We start from the raw sequence: 14,277 nt of genomic DNA, 5'->3' as shown, positions 1-14,277 counted from the left end.
GTATGTACAATGATGCACTTAACAGTGTACTAGCTTTTGCATCCGTATTGGCGGTATTCGTCATGGCGCTGGTGCAGCTCGTTAAGAACAGCGTGAACCTTCCGCGTAATGTGGTTCCTGCGGTGGGGCTGGTCATCGGCCTGCTGGTAGGAGCGGCTGCGTACCCTTTTACAGATATGAATCTCATTCTTCGTCTATGGGCCGGAGGCCTGGCCGGATTATCGGCAACGGGATTGTTTGAACTGGCGTTCAATAAGCGGAGCGGGACTACCAAAGAAGATTAGTAGAGCGGCGGCTTCAGGCGGTAATATAAGATGGGGAATAAGTAATGGTGATATCATCCAAGCGATTTAGAAGGAACGCGAATATATTAATTAAGAAGAAAGGAGGTGCTTGATATGGGAACTTATGTTGATGGTAGAACCTCGCAGAATGCTAGTTTTGCTAACTCTATTGCAATACCTATCCTGGTCATTAATACTCCGCAGCTGTTCGGGCAAATTGGGCTGATCACTGAAGGGGTAGGGGCGAATCCTCGCGTAATACTAAAAGGAACCATCTCGCTGCAGCTTCCGCTTGCGCTGGTAGGTGTAACTGTAACAATTGTTAGAGGAACACTATCGACTGATCCACTGGTCTATTCCGCTACCAGTACCTTCAGTCTTAGTGTCTTGGCTCCACAGGTGATTACCTTCTCGGCTGATGATTTTCTTCCGACGATTACACCGCAGTTAACGTATACTGCGTTCATCAGTTCGAACCTTCTGGGTACAATCCGTGTAGGTCCGGAGAGCTTCGATGGAATCCTGGTATCCGATTAAGTAATAGCATGGGACATCCTGGGCTGCCCGCAAGGACGGGCGGGCAGGATGCCCTTGTACATACGCCTCAAATTATGTCCGTTTCGCCCAATCTGATAAGGCGGCTGGCTCATATGCTGTTCTGTAGTCAACATTATGAAGGAGGTAATCTCATGGGTGCAGATTGCGGATACGGTGGCAATGTAGGCGGCGTGAATACGTGTGGAGTAGGTCCCTGGACATCTACAGGTGCGATTCTGGTTCTTTATATCCTGCTCGTTATTATTCTGAGTGCCTGCTTCTACTAGGAGATCCAATCAGTCAGAGCAGTCCCGGTAATCCGGGACTGCTCTTGTTGCAGATGCAGGATGGACAAGCTTTGCTACATGACGGTGAATTTAAATTCGCCTTGGCCCGAATGGATGTGCGATAATAGAAGTCATTGTCTTCAGGGCAATTAGTGCTGGCATGAAAGAGGTGTACGATGGAAGAGAAGGAAAAGATATATGCCATCCTCAAGCGGATTGAAGCAAAACAGGCGGTTAATCAGGAGGTAATGGAACTCGAAGCCGAGGACTTCGCCGATATTATGGAGGAGCTTATCGACAGCCGGATGGTGGAGAATATTAAGATCTCCCGGTCAGGAAGCGGGATCGTGACAGTCAGAACTACTGACATCAAATTGACCCGGCGTGGTCATGATTTTATTTTATTGAAGGAGTCTGGCCGAATTTGATCGGAAAATAGATGTCATTACCCGGCACTGTAAGAGGCCGGGCTATTTTTGTTGACTAGGGTCCCTGCTTGATGAATCAACACTTAAGGCTATTTATTGCTGTATTTTTGCAGAACCCCTTTCTTTTCAAACAACAGATAGACGCGGTCCAGAATCGTTGCCAGTTCTGCCCGGGTAACAGGGGCGAGCGGTCTGTAGTATCCACGGGAATCGGCTGTAATAATCCTTTGGGAATCCATCGCTGCAATGGCGTAAACCGGCAGAAAGGTGAAATCTCCAATTAGCGAGATAGATCCATTCGGGTATGTATAAAAAATCGCGGGGGACAGTTCATCCCCAGGTATGTATGTATCCCACCTGTTGCTGGCCTTCGCTCTTTCTGTATCCATGTATTGATCCATAGCATTCTGAGTATTGAATTTTCTCAAGGGAATATCCTTGAATTTACTTAACCGCTGGTATAACTCTTTGTCAGGATCACCGGCATTCGCACCCTTGTCGAAATCTTCAGCGAATAATTGGTAGAGCATAGACGTTAGCTTGAGTCGTGTCAGCCGGGCTTCAGGTTGGAAGGTATACTTACCTGTTGAAGGGTTTTGGGAAATCCCGCCGCCGCTGACCGCAGAGGAATTGTATAGCTCAGATATTTCTTTGTAGGCCCAATGATTTGTGGGGACATCCTGATAGCCGGCCACTTTCGGTTCATAGAACAGGGGCTTTACATTGGGGCGGTACTTATTGAACAGCCGGTGCAGCATGACGGTGAACTCGGCTTTGGTAACCGTTGCTTCTGGTTTGAAGGTACCGTCGGAATACCCTTTTAGCACATCGTTATCCGTCATAAAAAGAATGGATTCCATCGCCCAGGCATATTTCTGCTCGTTGACATCGGATTACAAGTTTTGCGCACTTGCGGATGAAGACGGGGCAGAGCTGAGAAGCATCATGCTGATGACGGGGAAAAGGATTGTTTTTTTGAACATGGGACCTCCTGATCAATTGAATTCTTATGATGAATGCGGGAGCCCTAAGCTCCCTTACCCTAATGAACGGTATCACCATCATTCCTGAATTGTCAATAAATACGGGAGGTCCCATGCAGGAGGTTTACTTGGTTGTAATCTCTGACAACGCCTTGTCCATCTGCGTTTCATTCGATTGTACGGCTTCGCTGTCCACAGCATCAATTCCGCGGAAGACATTCTTAGTGTTCTGATAAAAGTCAAAGGCAAACTTCTTAATAGCTTCACCGTCAGGGTGATTGCGCTCAACAACGGTAGCCTTGAACAGGTTCGTCAGCATGTATCCGGCATCCTCGCTATGCGCGAGATAATTCCCGGCGGTGTACTCCTCCACGATCTGGGATTCAAAATCCTTAAGCTCCACAGCCGACGGAGTGTATGATTTCGCCAAAACTTCCGCAGCATCTGCTTTTTGCGTGGCCTCCGTATCCGTAGTCGCGATTTGCTGGATCGCAGATTCCCAGTTCACTGCCCCCTTCCCGGCGGATGGTTCAGTGGCTGGTGCGCTGGTTGACTGGACTGCGGTTGGCTGCGCTTCCCCTGCGGGAGTTGGGGCGGCCTGATTAGCCGGAGTGTTGCAGCCTGCGGTCAGTCCAATGGCACCGCTGATTAGGATGACTAGGGCGAGGGACGACATCTTTTTATACAAGGGCTTCTTCATAGCGGTTCCTCCTGAATCTATCGGATATCCATATACTATATATGTAACCTTGTGATGCCTGATTGAACTACGTAACCTAATTACAGTCTTCACCTTAAATGGATAATACATTCCCTGAGAGGGAAGCGGGGATAAATGACAAATAAGAATATTGTGTGAGTCTATAGAACTAAGCCATTTGACCTGATATAATTGGTAAAAAATAGAATATAAAAGAGGTGCCAAGTAAAATGAAGCGGAAACTAGCAACGCTTTTTTTTGTGATGATATTTGCTCTATCCTTAAGTGTGCAGCCATTATCGGCAGCAGGCAAGACTCAGAAGGTTAAGGTTACGTTTGTAAGTGCAGACCTGGTAGAGAATAGTCATGTAGGTAATGAGTGGTGGTGGGGCGGATTCGTCAATGGAGAGGAGCTTGAGGAAGGGGATTCAGTCACGCTGGATCTCAGTTCAACCGCAAGCATCAAGCTTCGTGCTGAAGCGCAGGAACAGGATAAGATTCCGGATGAAGGCTCAGCAAGCGCTTCTATTAAGGTGTCAGCCCTGAAGGATACCCAGAACAAATCGCTGACAGTGAAGGTAGTCGAAAACCGCGGGCGGTATTCCGGGAACACTGCCTCCTGGAAGTTTGTTTTCAAGATCGATAAGGTCAAATGACAAGCTGAAATGAAGTGGAATAATACATTTGATTCTGGTACAATCTAAATATTAAGTTTGAAGGAGCGGAGCACATGGATAATGATTTGGTGCAGGTATTAAGATCCGTTATTCGTGAAGAATTAGTTCCTGTTAAGGCGGAATTAGGAACCGTCAACGAGCGTTTAGATCGAATTGAGACAGAGCAGCAAACAATGAAGCAAGATCAGCAAACAATGAAGCAAGATCTGCAAACAATGAAGCAAGATCAGCAAATAATGAAGCAAGATCAGCAAACAATGAAGCAAGATCTGCAAATAATGAAGCAAGATCAGCAAACAATGAAGCAAGATCAGCAAACAATGAGGCAAGATCTGCAAACAATGAAGCAAGATCAGGAGCAGATTAAACGTGCTGTGTTGGAAACAAACGAACGTCTCATTAACGTTGAGTCTCTTCTGGAGAATCAGCACAGAATTATCGAACTGCTCTCAGCGCGCTCGATTGAGCAGGAAGCCAAGCTGAAGCGGATTATATAAGTATATACACAGCAAGCCCCCGCACCTTGATTTCAAGGCGGGGGCTTTTTGGCGTAAAACAAAAATCGAGGCTCCCTTTCGGGAGCCTCTTTCATGGGAGAGGAGAAACCGGACGAAGAGCTTATGGGGAAACGTAAGCCTGCTCCGCGGTTGTCTACGACATTTTGTGATGTCGATAGTTACAGGATGACCCGGTTACGGGAGTTTTATACATTTGTTTGCGAATATTCTTCTGCTCCTCATTGTGACAAAGTCGGACATTCTTTTTATTTCATGGAATAATTGTGGTACTATAGGCTTGGACTTATGCCCTGAAATGGCATAGTAATGTAGAGACAAAAGCTAAAAAGCAGGTGGATGATCGGTGAGAGTCATATCGGGAAGTGCAAAAGGCAGGCCGCTTAAAAGTGTTCCAGGCAATGGCACACGGCCTACTACCGATAAAGTCAAGGAAGCGTTATTCAGCATGATCGGGCCTTATTTTGAAGGAGGTACGGTGCTTGATCTGTATGCCGGTACCGGAGGTCTGGGGATCGAAGCCCTGAGCAGAGGGATGGAAGCTGCAGTGTTTGTGGACATGGAGCAGAAGGCGATTGACACGGTGCGCGCTAATTTGAAGGCGGCCCGGCTGGAGGCCCAGGCTGAGGTCTACCGCAATGATGCGGGTAGAGCGCTTGGGGCACTTCAGAAGCGGGGGAAAGTATTTGATCTTGTTTTTCTGGACCCGCCTTACCGTATGAAGCATGGAGACGAGCTGATGTTTACGCTGGCGGACAAGCTGCTGCTGAACCCTGATGCAGTGATCGTGCTGGAGCATGAATCGGGATATACCTACCCTGAGGACATACCGGGGTTCGTGAGAACGAAGCAATCCGTCTATGGAGAGGTTACGATCTCTATCTACCGGTATGAAGCTGCTCTTCCAGAGGCTGCCGCAAGCGGCAAGGAGGTTAATGATGAGTCTGCAAATTAGAAAAGAACGTGTCGCTATCTATCCGGGAACCTTCGATCCGGTTACGCTGGGACATATGGATATTATTCACCGGGCCGCCAAGCAGTTCGACAGGCTGATTGTGACGGTGCTGAACAACCTGAGCAAGAATCCGTTGTTCTCGGTCGAGGAACGGACAGAGCTTCTGCGCCAGGCGACAGCGGATATACCGAATGTTGAGGTAGACAGCTTCCGTGATCTCCTGGTTAACTATCTGAGGCAAAAGGATGCGCAGGTTATTGTCCGGGGAATCCGGACCGTTACGGATTTTGAATATGAGCTGCAGAATGCTTCCATTAATCATAATCTTGACCCTGAAGCGGAAACTATATTTATGATGACTAATCCGAGATACTCCTACCTTAGCTCTAGTGTGGTGAAGGAGATTGCCCACTTCGGCGGGAAGGTCTCGGATTTTGTAACCCCTGAGGTGGAGCAGGCCATGAAGCTGAAGTTCAGCCGGATGGACGGCGGCTCGAAGTAAACAGCTTCACGGCAGCAGACAGCAACAGCAGCAGCATAACAAGCAGGGTCTGAAGTCCCAGGATCTGTGGGGCCAGAGTCCATATTCTCAGCGAAGTGCCTATGTCTTGCGGCAGAGCAGCTGGGGGAGAACCGGCAAGAACCGGCAGCACCGCAGACTGAATATGGAGCAGCGGTGTCCACAGCAGGAGTGTGAACATAAAGGCAAATAGTCCATGCAGCAGCCTGACTGCGGTGAACGGGAGAAAGCGGACATTCGCTGCCCTCAGCACAGTTAGTACCTGGAGCTGGGCGCAGATGCCGCTCCAGGCCAGTCCGGCGGACAGCAGTGCCGGGCCAAGAAGACCGCCTATGACGAAGCCTTCGGGACCTGCTATGGCTGAAGTCATTGTCCGGGCCCCCAGATGAATCTCAAGCATGCTTGCTGTAACCAGAGCCGGCAGCTGCGGGAACAACCGGGTAACAATACTTATGACGACCGCGAACATGATCATATAGCCGCCTACAATCATTAGACTCTGTACGGCGGAGGATACGGATTCACCAAGCACCTTACCGAAGCCCCGTCCGTCCCTTGAACGGGCATCCGCTGCTGCCTGATGGATACGCCGGGGTAAGGATGTTTTTTTGTTATGGGGGCGGTTGCCGGTAAAGCTGGGGGCACTCTTTTGAGGAATCGGGAAGGTTATTTGTCGGGAGCCGGTGAAGCAGGCGGATAGAATACCTGCGGTTATCCCTGACAGCCAGTGGATGGCCAGCAGGGCATATCCGGCGGCTGGACTGTGCAGGAATGCTGTCCCGACTACAATAAGCAGTGTGACCGGACTGGCATAATGTACAATAGCCGCCAGTCTTCCAGCCTCCTTGTCCGTAATGTCCCCTTGCTTGTGCAGCTGCATCACTCCCCCGGCTCCTCCCGGGAAGCCGGCGGTTAGGCCGAGCACCAGCGTCCAGCCGCCCGCCCCGGGAAGCCGGAAGCACCGCTTCATTAGCGGTTCAAGCAGAACGCCGATACCATGCACGAAGCCGGATGCGTTCAGCATCTCTGAGAGGATCAGGAAGGGCAGCAGCGCAGGGAAAACCAGGGTCCACCAGAGTGTAAGGCCCGTAAGTGAAGCCTTGAACGAGGCTTCAGGTGCTATGATAATCGCTACAGCGAGCAGAATGGCTGCAGCCCCGGGTATAAATGGAGCTGAACCCGACAGGAAGCGTCTGGATCTAAAGTTTATCATTAGAGTTATCCCCTCTTCATAGCTTAGGACATGGACAGATCTTGTTACCAATTTATGCAGAGCAGACAACCATCATGCCACAGCCGGAGTGAAGCTTCAGGCTAAGGCACGACATTCTAAGTGCCGGGGCATCATCCGCAGGAAAGAAGGGGAAGAGACTTGAGGCAGTATAAACGCCGGGTAGGCATCCGCGCTTCAGCCTATTTATTTTCATTCGTGGTCATTCTCTATGTTGTGGTCTTTATGAACACGCCTTACATTGTATATCAGCCGGGAAGCGCCTCCGAGGTGGCACCGATGATCAAGGTTGAGAACGCCGATCCGCAGGAGCAGGGAACCTTCATGATGACCACAGTCTCGGCAAGCTATGCGAATGTGGCGCTTCTAATCGCTTCCGTGTTCAATTCCAATGCCGAGGTGGTATTGAAAGAAACCCGCCTGCAAGATAAGACGGAGCAGGAATATGCTGCGGAACAGGTATTCTATATGAATAGTTCACAGTCCTATGCGGTGCAGGCAGCCTATCATGCGGCAGGTGTACCCTATGAGGATGTCGTGGATTATCTGTACGTGTTCTCTGTACCTGAGGCTGCCAATCAGGACCGGTTCAAGCCGGGGGACAAAATCATCAGTGTAAGCGGGCAAAAGGCCGCCGATCCGGCTGCACTGTCCAAATTGCTGTCGGTTCATCAAATCGGGGATACCGTGGAGGTATCGCTCCAGCGTGACGGCAAAGAGATCAAGGAGCAGGTCAAACTGGTGGGAGTCAAGGATAAAGAGGCTGCAGCTGCACGGCCGGGCTTCGGAGTTGTAATCGGTGCCGTTCAAAAGGTGGAGCCTAAGGAGAAAGGCAATGCCGTCAGTTTCGTGGACACTAACGTGGGCGGACCCTCTGCCGGACTGATGTTCACTATGGAAATCTATAACCGGCTTACGCCGGGAGACCTCACCAAGGGCCGGAGGGTGGCTGGTACGGGTACGATAGATGCGGAGGGGAATGTGGGGCCGATCGGCGGTGTGAAGCATAAGATTGTAGCGGCTGACCGCAAGGGGGCGGTGATCTTCTTCGTTCCGCTCAAGAATTATGATGAGGCCAAGGCAAAAGCGGAGCAAATTGGCACGGATATGAAGCTGGTTCCTGTCTCAACGCTAACCGATGCTCTGAAGTACATGGAGGAGCTGCCGGTCATCAAATCCTGACCGGCGGCTCGAGATAATCACTATACAGATCGCTGCGCCGCGGGTCGGCATAAGCCCCGGCGAACACAGCGGCCGCCTGGAGGTCACGCTCCAGCATGGGATGGGTGTAGCGGGCTGGGCTTGTAATCACCGGAAGCGCCGCTGTCTGCTTCATCTGTTTCAGCAGCTCACGGCCGCTCTCGCGGAAGCCGAGAACTCTTATGTAGCCGGGACCCTGAGAGAGAACGGAGGGGGACATCTCTGCTGTGCTGTGGTTCAGCAGGGTGTGGAGCAGCAGACGCTGGAGCCTGGTGAGCGTATACCGTCTGCTCTTAAGCTCCTGCAGCAGTCCGCCGACGGTGAACTTGTCCAGCTGGTGCAGGCTGCGGAGCAGCCGGTTCTCCAGGCCCTCGTTCATATCCTGAACCGTGTGCAGCTCTGCAGCGGAGCGCGTCGAGAGCACATGGCGCAGCGGCCTGGAGAAGTCTTCCAGCAGCACCGGTCCCCGGCCTGCAGCACGCTCACGCTCCAGGATGGACAGGGCGTACTCCGGCATGTAAGCCGCCGGCGACCCGCCCTCCTGCAGCAGCCTGCGGATGGCTGTTGCACTGGCAATAGCCGACCCGCCCTCCAGCGGGTCGTGGAAGCCCGCGCCGGTACGCGGCACGGTTAAGGGCTTGATCGCGCTGCCGAGCCGCCTTAGCGCGATCAGGTAGTGCAGGCCGAGGCTGTTGTTGGGCTGCCGTAATATATCTTCGGCATCTTCCGGTTTCTCCTCTCCCATGAAAGAGGCCCTCCAGGCCGCCGCCGCAGCTGCGCTGTAGGCGGCGGGGAATCCCGCGCCCTCAGAGAGGCGTGCGCGGATCTCCTCCTTAAGCGCGCTGCTCTCTTCGGCCAGGAAGCCGGCCAGAGGCAGCAGCACGCCCAAAGTGCCTGCTTCGGAGCCGAAGCACAGGCTGCCCACGACGCCGGTCGCCTCCAGCAGGGATACCGCTCCGAAGGCGAACCATTCCGCCGGCTGCACGGCGTATGCCACCGGCAGCTCAATAACCAGATCGGCGCCCATATGCAGCGCCATCTCGGTGCGGGCGCGCTTGCTGACCGCCGCCGGCTCGCCGCGCTGGGTGAACGGTCCGCTCATAATGACAATGGAGCGGTCCGCTCCCGAGATTCTTTTGGCCTCGGTGAAATGATGGACATGCCCGTTATGTAAAGGGTTATATTCGGCTATAATACCTACAGTTGTCACAGTTGCTTCACGCCCCATTCTGGAATCTATATTGTATATCATAAATTGTCACGCCCCCTGAAACAATATAAAGGGAAAGTGGTTGACAAAGTCAGGGAATAATAGGTATAATAAATTTTGTTTGTTTGGAGTGATAAGAATGAACATTCACTTTCGCAAATTAGCGAATGCCGACGAGCCTCTGGTCCTCCACGAAGTTGTGGATGTCAGCGGGATTGTCACAGGGCGGAAGGATATACTTGCTGTTGCACCACTCTCAGTAGACCTTAAAGCGCTGCCCGCGGGAACCGATAGTGTGAACGTGGTGGGAACACTGAGTGGAGAAGTGGACATGTTATGTTCACGTTGTCTGGGTGAGGTCAAGAGTAAGCTGAACATTCCTTTCGCTGAGACCTTCAAGTGGCTTAAGCAGCCAATTCTTCCCGAAGATGATGATGAGGAACTCATTTACATCAAAGATGAGATTGTGGATCTTATCCCGTATGTGGAAGAAAATTTCGTACTGCACTTACCGGATTCGGTATTGTGCAAGGCAGACTGTCTTGGTCTTTGTCAGAAATGCGGACAGAACTTGAACGAAGGCACCTGCAGTTGCGACAACACAGTGATCGATCCAAGACTCGCTGCGTTGAAAGGATTCTTTACCAAGCAAGATGACTAAGAACAAATCCCAAGGAATTGGGTTACAACCAAATCAGGAGGTGTCTAACAATGGCAGTACCACAACGCAGAACGTCCAAGACTCGCCGTGACAAGCGTCGTACTCACTTTAAACTGGTTGTTCCAGGTATGGTGAAATGCGAACAATGCGGAGAGCTGAAGCTTTCCCACCACGTATGTAAAGTTTGCGGAACATACAAAGCAAGAGAGATCATCAAACAATAGTTTGAACATAAGAGTAGCACTTCATCTGCCGGTGAAGTGCTATTTTTATGGAGAAAATGAAACTGGGGCGGAGCTTAGATGCCTTGCACTGCGCGGGTTTTCAGGCGCTTTTCAAGCCAAAGCTTTATTTTTGCGGCGGCATGCTTTATACTACATATTAGTACCTGGTTCTAAATAGTAAGAGAGAACAGAGAATTCTAACTAATGCGGCCACTCTTGCGGGCCGGAAAGCTGCACATCAGGCCTGTGCCGGGAGGTGAGTCGCTATCGAGCGGATGTCCAAGAAGGAACGTCAGCAGCAGCTGCTGGCTATAATAGAAGGGAACCCGTTTGTAACTGACCGGGAGTTGACCCGCCAGCTGAAGGTGAGTATCCAGACGATCCGGCTGGACCGGCTGGAGCTGGGGATTCCGGAACTGCGTGAGCGGATGAAGCAGATGGCGGAGCATTCCTATGATCAGGTGCGTTCCCTGCCAGTTGATGAAGTGGTCGGTGATATTGTGGATCTGCAGCTGGACCGGAGCGGGATTTCGATCTTCGAGATCCGCGATGAGCATGTGTTCTCCCGCAACGGGATTGCCCGGGGCCATTACGTCTTCGGTCAGGCGAATTCGCTGGCAGTAGCCATTATTAATGATGAGATTGCCTTAACGGCTTCGGCCGACATCCGGTTTGTGCGCATGGTCCGGCTGGGTGAGAAATGCATTGCCAAGGCGCAGGTGCGCTCACTTGCGGGCCGGAACGGCAAGGCTGAAGTGGATGTATTTACATATGTCGGAGAAGAGCTGGTATTTCAAGGCCATTTTATAGTGTATCGTTCAGCAACTGAAGAGTACAGCGAAGGGGGAAACCGGAGTGCGGATCGCCATTGATGCTATGGGCGGGGATAATGCTCCTGAATGTAATGTGGAAGGCGCGCTGGCAGCGGCTGCGGAGTGGAATGACATAGAGATCGTACTGGTCGGTGATGAAGCGCGGCTTGATCCGCTGTTGAAGAACAAGCCCTCCAATGTTACCGTACGCCATGCGGGGGATGTGATCGGTTCGGACGAAGAGCCGGTGAAGGCGGTCCGCCGCAAAAAAGACTCATCCATGGTCGTAGCCGGACGGATGGTCCGCGAGGGTGAGGCCGATGCCATGATCTCCTCCGGGAATACCGGTGCGCTGATGACTACAGGACTTCTGGTAGTCGGAAGAATGGAAGGGATCGAACGGCCGGCGCTGGCTCCGATGATTCCGACGCTGGATGATGTCGGTGTGCTGGCCCTGGATCTTGGCGCCAACATGGATGCGAAGCCGCAGCATCTGGCACAGTATGCCACGATCGGCAGCATATACCGCAATAAAGTGCACGGTATTGCAAAGCCCCGGGTGGGCCTGCTGAACGTCGGGACTGAGCCGGGCAAGGGAAATGAATTGACCAAGGAAGCCTATCCGCTTCTTGAGGCGCTGCAGGGCATTCATTTTGTCGGCAATGTGGAAGCGCGGGATGTGCTCACCGGAAGCTGCGATGTGCTGGTCTGTGACGGCTTCGCCGGTAATATACTTCTGAAGACGCTGGAAGGAACAGCCGGCGCGATGTTCTCTCTGCTGAAGGAGCAGTTCAGTAAATCGCTGAAGACGAAGCTGGGTGCGGCGATCCTGATGCCGGAGCTTAGAAGCCTGAAGGGCAAGATGGATTATAAGGAACACGGCGGAGCGCCGCTGCTCGGTCTTAGCGGCCTGGTAGTGAAGGGGCATGGTTCGTCCGACGGCAATGCGGTGAAGAATGCGGTGAGACAGGCACGGATTGCCCTGAAGGCTGAACTGGTGCCTAGTATATCGAAGGAAATTAGCGGGAAGTGAGTGAAGACATGAGACAATTACGTCCGGTAGGAATTATTGGGACTGGGAAATATGTACCTGAGAAAATATTAACCAACAGCGATCTGGAGAAGATCGTTGAAACAAATGATGAATGGATTGTCAGCCGCACAGGAATCCGGGAACGGCATATTGCGGCCCCGGAACAGGCCACCTCTGATCTGGCCTATGAAGCGGCCCTGAAGGCACTGGAATCCGCAGGCATGAAGGCCGACGAGCTGGATCTGATCATTGTCGCTACAGTTACACCTGACAGTGCTTTCCCGTCCACAGCCTGCATTCTTCAGGACAAGCTGGGGGCCAAGAACGCAGCCGCCTTTGACCTGTCGGCAGCCTGCTCGGGGTTCGTCTACAGCTTGGCTACAGCTACCGGCTTTATCCAGAATGGAATGTATAACAATGCGCTGGTGATCGGTGCGGATACGTTGTCGCGTATTACAGACTATACAGACCGCAATACTTGCGTGCTGTTCGGTGACGGTGCAGGTGCGGTAATCGTCGGCGAAGTTCCGGAAGGACGCGGCTTCCAGTCCTTCGATCTTGGGGCGGAAGGCTCTGGCGGCAGCCTGCTTAATCTTGAAGCGGGCGGCTCGCGTCTGCCAGCTTCCCGGCAGACCGTAGAAGACAAGAAGCACTTCATCTATATGAATGGGCGCGAGGTCTTCAAGTTCGCCGTTCGCGTCATGGGATCGGCTACGGAGCGTGTGCTTACCAAGGCGGGATTGTCTAAGGAGAATATCGACTTGTTCGTGCCGCATCAGGCCAACATCCGGATTATTCAATCCGCTATGCAGCGTTTGGATCTGCCGCCGGAGAAGGTTGTAGTCAACGTTGATAAATACGCGAATACCTCTGCAGCTTCCATCCCGCTGGCTCTTGTAGAAGCAGCCGAGGAAGGCCGGATGAAGGCAGGCGATGCTGTGCTTATGGTCGGCTTCGGCGGCGGACTTACCTGGGGCGCTTCTGTGCTGATCTGGTAAGAAACGGGGCATTAATAATAGCAACGCGCAGCAGCTCGATCCGGAGAATATCCGGGCTCGCTGCAGTTAAAGGGAAGGAGCTGTATACCTCATGAGCAAAATCGCATTTGTCTTTCCCGGTCAGGGTGCACAGGCAGTCGGTATGGGTAAGGATGTATATGAAGCATTGCCTCAGAGCCGTGCGGTCTTTGAGAAGGGTGACGAGGTGCTTGGATTTCCGCTGAGCGGGCTTGTATTTGAAGGGCCGGACAGCGAGCTTAAGCAGACGGTGAACACGCAGCCGGCACTGGTTACAGCCAGTGTGGCTTATCTGGAAGCGCTAAGCGGCCTTAAGGTTACGCCGGATTATGTGGCAGGCCACAGTCTTGGCGAATATAGCGCTCTTGTGGCAGCCGGTGTGCTGTCCTATGAAGATGCTGTAAGGCTGGTCCGCCTGCGCGGACAATTCATGGAAGAAGCCGTTCCCGGAGGACAGGGGGCTATGGCAGCTGTGCTTGGAGCAGACCGTGAAGGGCTTACGGAATTATGCCGCAGTATTACAGCGGCGGGTACTCCCGTTGAACTGGCGAATGTCAATTGTCCGGGACAGATTGTGGTCTCCGGTTCCGTGGCCGGTGTCGGTGAGGTGATCCAGCGTGTGAAGGAAGCCGGGGGCAAACGGGCGATTCCGCTGGAGGTTAGCGGGCCGTTCCACTCCTCATTAATGAAGGGTGCGGCTGAGCGGCTGGCTGCTGAGCTCGAGAAGGTAACCTTCAATGCTCCTGCTATGCCTGTAGTGGTCAATGTGACTGCTGCTCCGGTGACAGACCCGGAAGAAATCCGCAAGCTGCTGGTAGAACAGGTGTATTCTCCAGTACTATGGCAGGATAGCGTGGAATGGCTTATTGGCGCAGGAGTAGATACTTTTGTAGAGATCGGCTCCGGCACTGTGCTGGCTGGCCTGATCCGCAAAATTGACAGAAATGTCAAGGTTGTGAATATCAACAGTCTGGAGAGCGTGCAGGCTGGCTGGTAACAGCTTG

The 14,277-nt window shown here is 52.4% G+C and carries 19 protein-coding genes; 15 read left to right on the top strand and 4 right to left on the bottom strand.

Features of this window, described 5'->3' with window-relative positions; translation table 11 throughout:
• Positions 1–2 precede the first annotated feature (2 nt).
• From MKX42_RS19025 to MKX42_RS19010, 4 genes are all read left to right on the top strand, one after another.
• A complete protein-coding gene (locus tag MKX42_RS19025) occupies positions 3–284 on the top strand; it encodes a holin (protein ID WP_340753872.1) in 282 nt (93 codons plus the stop codon).
• Between the two features lie 114 nt (positions 285–398).
• Entirely contained in the window at positions 399–821 is a 423-nt protein-coding gene (locus MKX42_RS19020; RefSeq protein WP_340753871.1) for a hypothetical protein, read from the top strand.
• A 152-nt stretch (positions 822–973) separates the two neighbouring features.
• Positions 974–1,108 (top strand): hypothetical protein, encoded by a 135-nt coding sequence (locus MKX42_RS19015; RefSeq protein WP_268748465.1) that lies wholly within the window; start codon positions 974–976, stop codon positions 1,106–1,108.
• 176 nt (positions 1,109–1,284) lie between these two features.
• A complete protein-coding gene (locus tag MKX42_RS19010) occupies positions 1,285–1,536 on the top strand; it encodes a YjcQ family protein (protein ID WP_340753870.1) in 252 nt (83 codons plus the stop codon).
• Positions 1,537–1,625: 89 nt separating this feature from the next.
• On the opposite strand, the gene MKX42_RS19005 is transcribed toward MKX42_RS19010, so the two are convergent.
• Positions 1,626–2,396 carry an S-layer homology domain-containing protein gene (locus MKX42_RS19005; RefSeq protein ID WP_445669332.1) on the bottom strand — a complete coding sequence of 257 codons (771 nt, stop codon included), beginning with the start codon at positions 2,394–2,396 and terminating at the stop codon, positions 1,626–1,628.
• A 247-nt stretch (positions 2,397–2,643) separates the two neighbouring features.
• Positions 2,644–3,219 carry a hypothetical protein gene (locus MKX42_RS19000; RefSeq protein WP_340753869.1) on the bottom strand — a complete coding sequence of 192 codons (576 nt, stop codon included), beginning with the start codon at positions 3,217–3,219 and terminating at the stop codon, positions 2,644–2,646.
• A gap of 230 nt (positions 3,220–3,449) precedes the next feature.
• Here MKX42_RS19000 and MKX42_RS18995 point away from each other — a divergent pair, with 230 nt between their 5' ends.
• From MKX42_RS18995 to coaD, 4 genes are all read left to right on the top strand, one after another.
• Positions 3,450–3,875, top strand: a complete 426-nt coding sequence (locus tag MKX42_RS18995; protein ID WP_340753868.1) for a hypothetical protein — start codon at positions 3,450–3,452, stop codon at positions 3,873–3,875.
• 74 nt (positions 3,876–3,949) lie between these two features.
• Positions 3,950–4,393, top strand: a complete 444-nt coding sequence (locus tag MKX42_RS18990; protein WP_340753867.1) for a hypothetical protein — start codon at positions 3,950–3,952, stop codon at positions 4,391–4,393.
• Between the two features lie 364 nt (positions 4,394–4,757).
• Positions 4,758–5,366: a 16S rRNA (guanine(966)-N(2))-methyltransferase RsmD gene (gene rsmD, locus MKX42_RS18985; RefSeq protein ID WP_340753866.1), complete on the top strand. Its 609-nt coding sequence runs from the start codon at positions 4,758–4,760 to the stop codon at positions 5,364–5,366.
• A complete protein-coding gene (coaD, locus tag MKX42_RS18980; protein ID WP_036728903.1) occupies positions 5,350–5,868 on the top strand; it encodes a pantetheine-phosphate adenylyltransferase in 519 nt (172 codons plus the stop codon). Before rsmD ends, coaD begins: the two co-directional genes overlap by 17 nt.
• Here coaD and MKX42_RS18975 read toward each other — a convergent pair.
• On the bottom strand, positions 5,840–7,099 hold the full coding sequence (locus tag MKX42_RS18975; RefSeq protein WP_340753865.1) for a nucleoside recognition domain-containing protein: 1,260 nt from the start codon (positions 7,097–7,099) through the stop codon (positions 5,840–5,842). The two genes, coaD and MKX42_RS18975, sit on opposite strands and share 29 nt — an antisense overlap.
• Positions 7,100–7,258: 159 nt before the next feature.
• On the opposite strand from MKX42_RS18975, the gene MKX42_RS18970 reads away from it, so the two are divergent.
• Positions 7,259–8,299: a YlbL family protein gene (locus MKX42_RS18970; protein WP_340753864.1), complete on the top strand. Its 1,041-nt coding sequence runs from the start codon at positions 7,259–7,261 to the stop codon at positions 8,297–8,299.
• On the opposite strand, the gene MKX42_RS18965 is transcribed toward MKX42_RS18970, so the two are convergent.
• Positions 8,289–9,527, bottom strand: coding sequence for a nucleotidyltransferase (locus MKX42_RS18965; protein ID WP_340757736.1), 1,239 nt, complete (start codon positions 9,525–9,527; stop codon positions 8,289–8,291). The two genes, MKX42_RS18970 and MKX42_RS18965, sit on opposite strands and share 11 nt — an antisense overlap.
• Before the next feature lie 139 nt (positions 9,528–9,666).
• On the opposite strand from MKX42_RS18965, the gene MKX42_RS18960 reads away from it, so the two are divergent.
• The 6 genes from MKX42_RS18960 to fabD all read left to right on the top strand — a co-directional run bounded on the left by MKX42_RS18960 (position 9,667) and on the right by fabD (position 14,270).
• Positions 9,667–10,188, top strand: coding sequence for a YceD family protein (locus MKX42_RS18960; protein WP_340753863.1), 522 nt, complete (start codon positions 9,667–9,669; stop codon positions 10,186–10,188).
• A 50-nt stretch (positions 10,189–10,238) separates the two neighbouring features.
• Positions 10,239–10,412, top strand: a complete 174-nt coding sequence (gene rpmF, locus MKX42_RS18955) for a 50S ribosomal protein L32 (RefSeq protein ID WP_076154019.1) — start codon at positions 10,239–10,241, stop codon at positions 10,410–10,412.
• 275 nt (positions 10,413–10,687) lie between these two features.
• Positions 10,688–11,284, top strand: a complete 597-nt coding sequence (gene fapR, locus MKX42_RS18950; RefSeq protein WP_036694172.1) for a transcription factor FapR — start codon at positions 10,688–10,690, stop codon at positions 11,282–11,284.
• A complete protein-coding gene (gene plsX, locus MKX42_RS18945) occupies positions 11,268–12,257 on the top strand; it encodes a phosphate acyltransferase PlsX (RefSeq protein WP_340753862.1) in 990 nt (329 codons plus the stop codon). The genes fapR and plsX overlap by 17 nt, the downstream gene beginning before the upstream one ends.
• An 8-nt stretch (positions 12,258–12,265) precedes the next feature.
• Complete coding sequence (locus MKX42_RS18940; RefSeq protein ID WP_340753861.1) at positions 12,266–13,255, top strand: beta-ketoacyl-ACP synthase III; 990 nt, start codon at positions 12,266–12,268, stop codon at positions 13,253–13,255.
• A gap of 91 nt (positions 13,256–13,346) precedes the next feature.
• Positions 13,347–14,270 carry an ACP S-malonyltransferase gene (fabD, locus tag MKX42_RS18935; protein ID WP_340753860.1) on the top strand — a complete coding sequence of 308 codons (924 nt, stop codon included), beginning with the start codon at positions 13,347–13,349 and terminating at the stop codon, positions 14,268–14,270.
• The last annotated feature ends 7 nt before the right edge of the window (positions 14,271–14,277 follow it).

The organism is Paenibacillus sp. FSL R7-0204, from assembly GCF_038002225.1.
Lineage (GTDB): Bacteria > Bacillota > Bacilli > Paenibacillales > Paenibacillaceae > Paenibacillus_AQ.
This window is presented reverse-complemented; position numbering and strand designations above follow the sequence as displayed.

What these genes read in the sequence shown, in the direction of transcription:
- MKX42_RS19025 (WP_340753872.1), top strand. Translation starts at nt 3, where the DNA reads ATGTACAATGATGCACTTAACAGTGTACTAGCTTTTGCATCCGTATTG.
- MKX42_RS19020 (WP_340753871.1), top strand. Translation starts at nt 399, where the DNA reads ATGGGAACTTATGTTGATGGTAGAACCTCGCAGAATGCTAGTTTTGCT.
- MKX42_RS19015 (WP_268748465.1), top strand. Translation starts at nt 974, where the DNA reads ATGGGTGCAGATTGCGGATACGGTGGCAATGTAGGCGGCGTGAATACG.
- MKX42_RS19010 (WP_340753870.1), top strand. Translation starts at nt 1,285, where the DNA reads ATGGAAGAGAAGGAAAAGATATATGCCATCCTCAAGCGGATTGAAGCA.
- MKX42_RS19005 (WP_445669332.1), bottom strand. Translation starts at nt 2,396, where the DNA reads ATGGAATCCATTCTTTTTATGACGGATAACGATGTGCTAAAAGGGTAT.
- MKX42_RS19000 (WP_340753869.1), bottom strand. Translation starts at nt 3,219, where the DNA reads ATGAAGAAGCCCTTGTATAAAAAGATGTCGTCCCTCGCCCTAGTCATC.
- MKX42_RS18995 (WP_340753868.1), top strand. Translation starts at nt 3,450, where the DNA reads ATGAAGCGGAAACTAGCAACGCTTTTTTTTGTGATGATATTTGCTCTA.
- MKX42_RS18990 (WP_340753867.1), top strand. Translation starts at nt 3,950, where the DNA reads ATGGATAATGATTTGGTGCAGGTATTAAGATCCGTTATTCGTGAAGAA.
- coaD (WP_036728903.1), top strand. Translation starts at nt 5,350, where the DNA reads ATGAGTCTGCAAATTAGAAAAGAACGTGTCGCTATCTATCCGGGAACC.
- MKX42_RS18975 (WP_340753865.1), bottom strand. Translation starts at nt 7,099, where the DNA reads ATGATAAACTTTAGATCCAGACGCTTCCTGTCGGGTTCAGCTCCATTT.
- MKX42_RS18960 (WP_340753863.1), top strand. Translation starts at nt 9,667, where the DNA reads ATGAACATTCACTTTCGCAAATTAGCGAATGCCGACGAGCCTCTGGTC.
- rpmF (WP_076154019.1), top strand. Translation starts at nt 10,239, where the DNA reads ATGGCAGTACCACAACGCAGAACGTCCAAGACTCGCCGTGACAAGCGT.
- fapR (WP_036694172.1), top strand. Translation starts at nt 10,688, where the DNA reads ATGTCCAAGAAGGAACGTCAGCAGCAGCTGCTGGCTATAATAGAAGGG.
- MKX42_RS18940 (WP_340753861.1), top strand. Translation starts at nt 12,266, where the DNA reads ATGAGACAATTACGTCCGGTAGGAATTATTGGGACTGGGAAATATGTA.
- fabD (WP_340753860.1), top strand. Translation starts at nt 13,347, where the DNA reads ATGAGCAAAATCGCATTTGTCTTTCCCGGTCAGGGTGCACAGGCAGTC.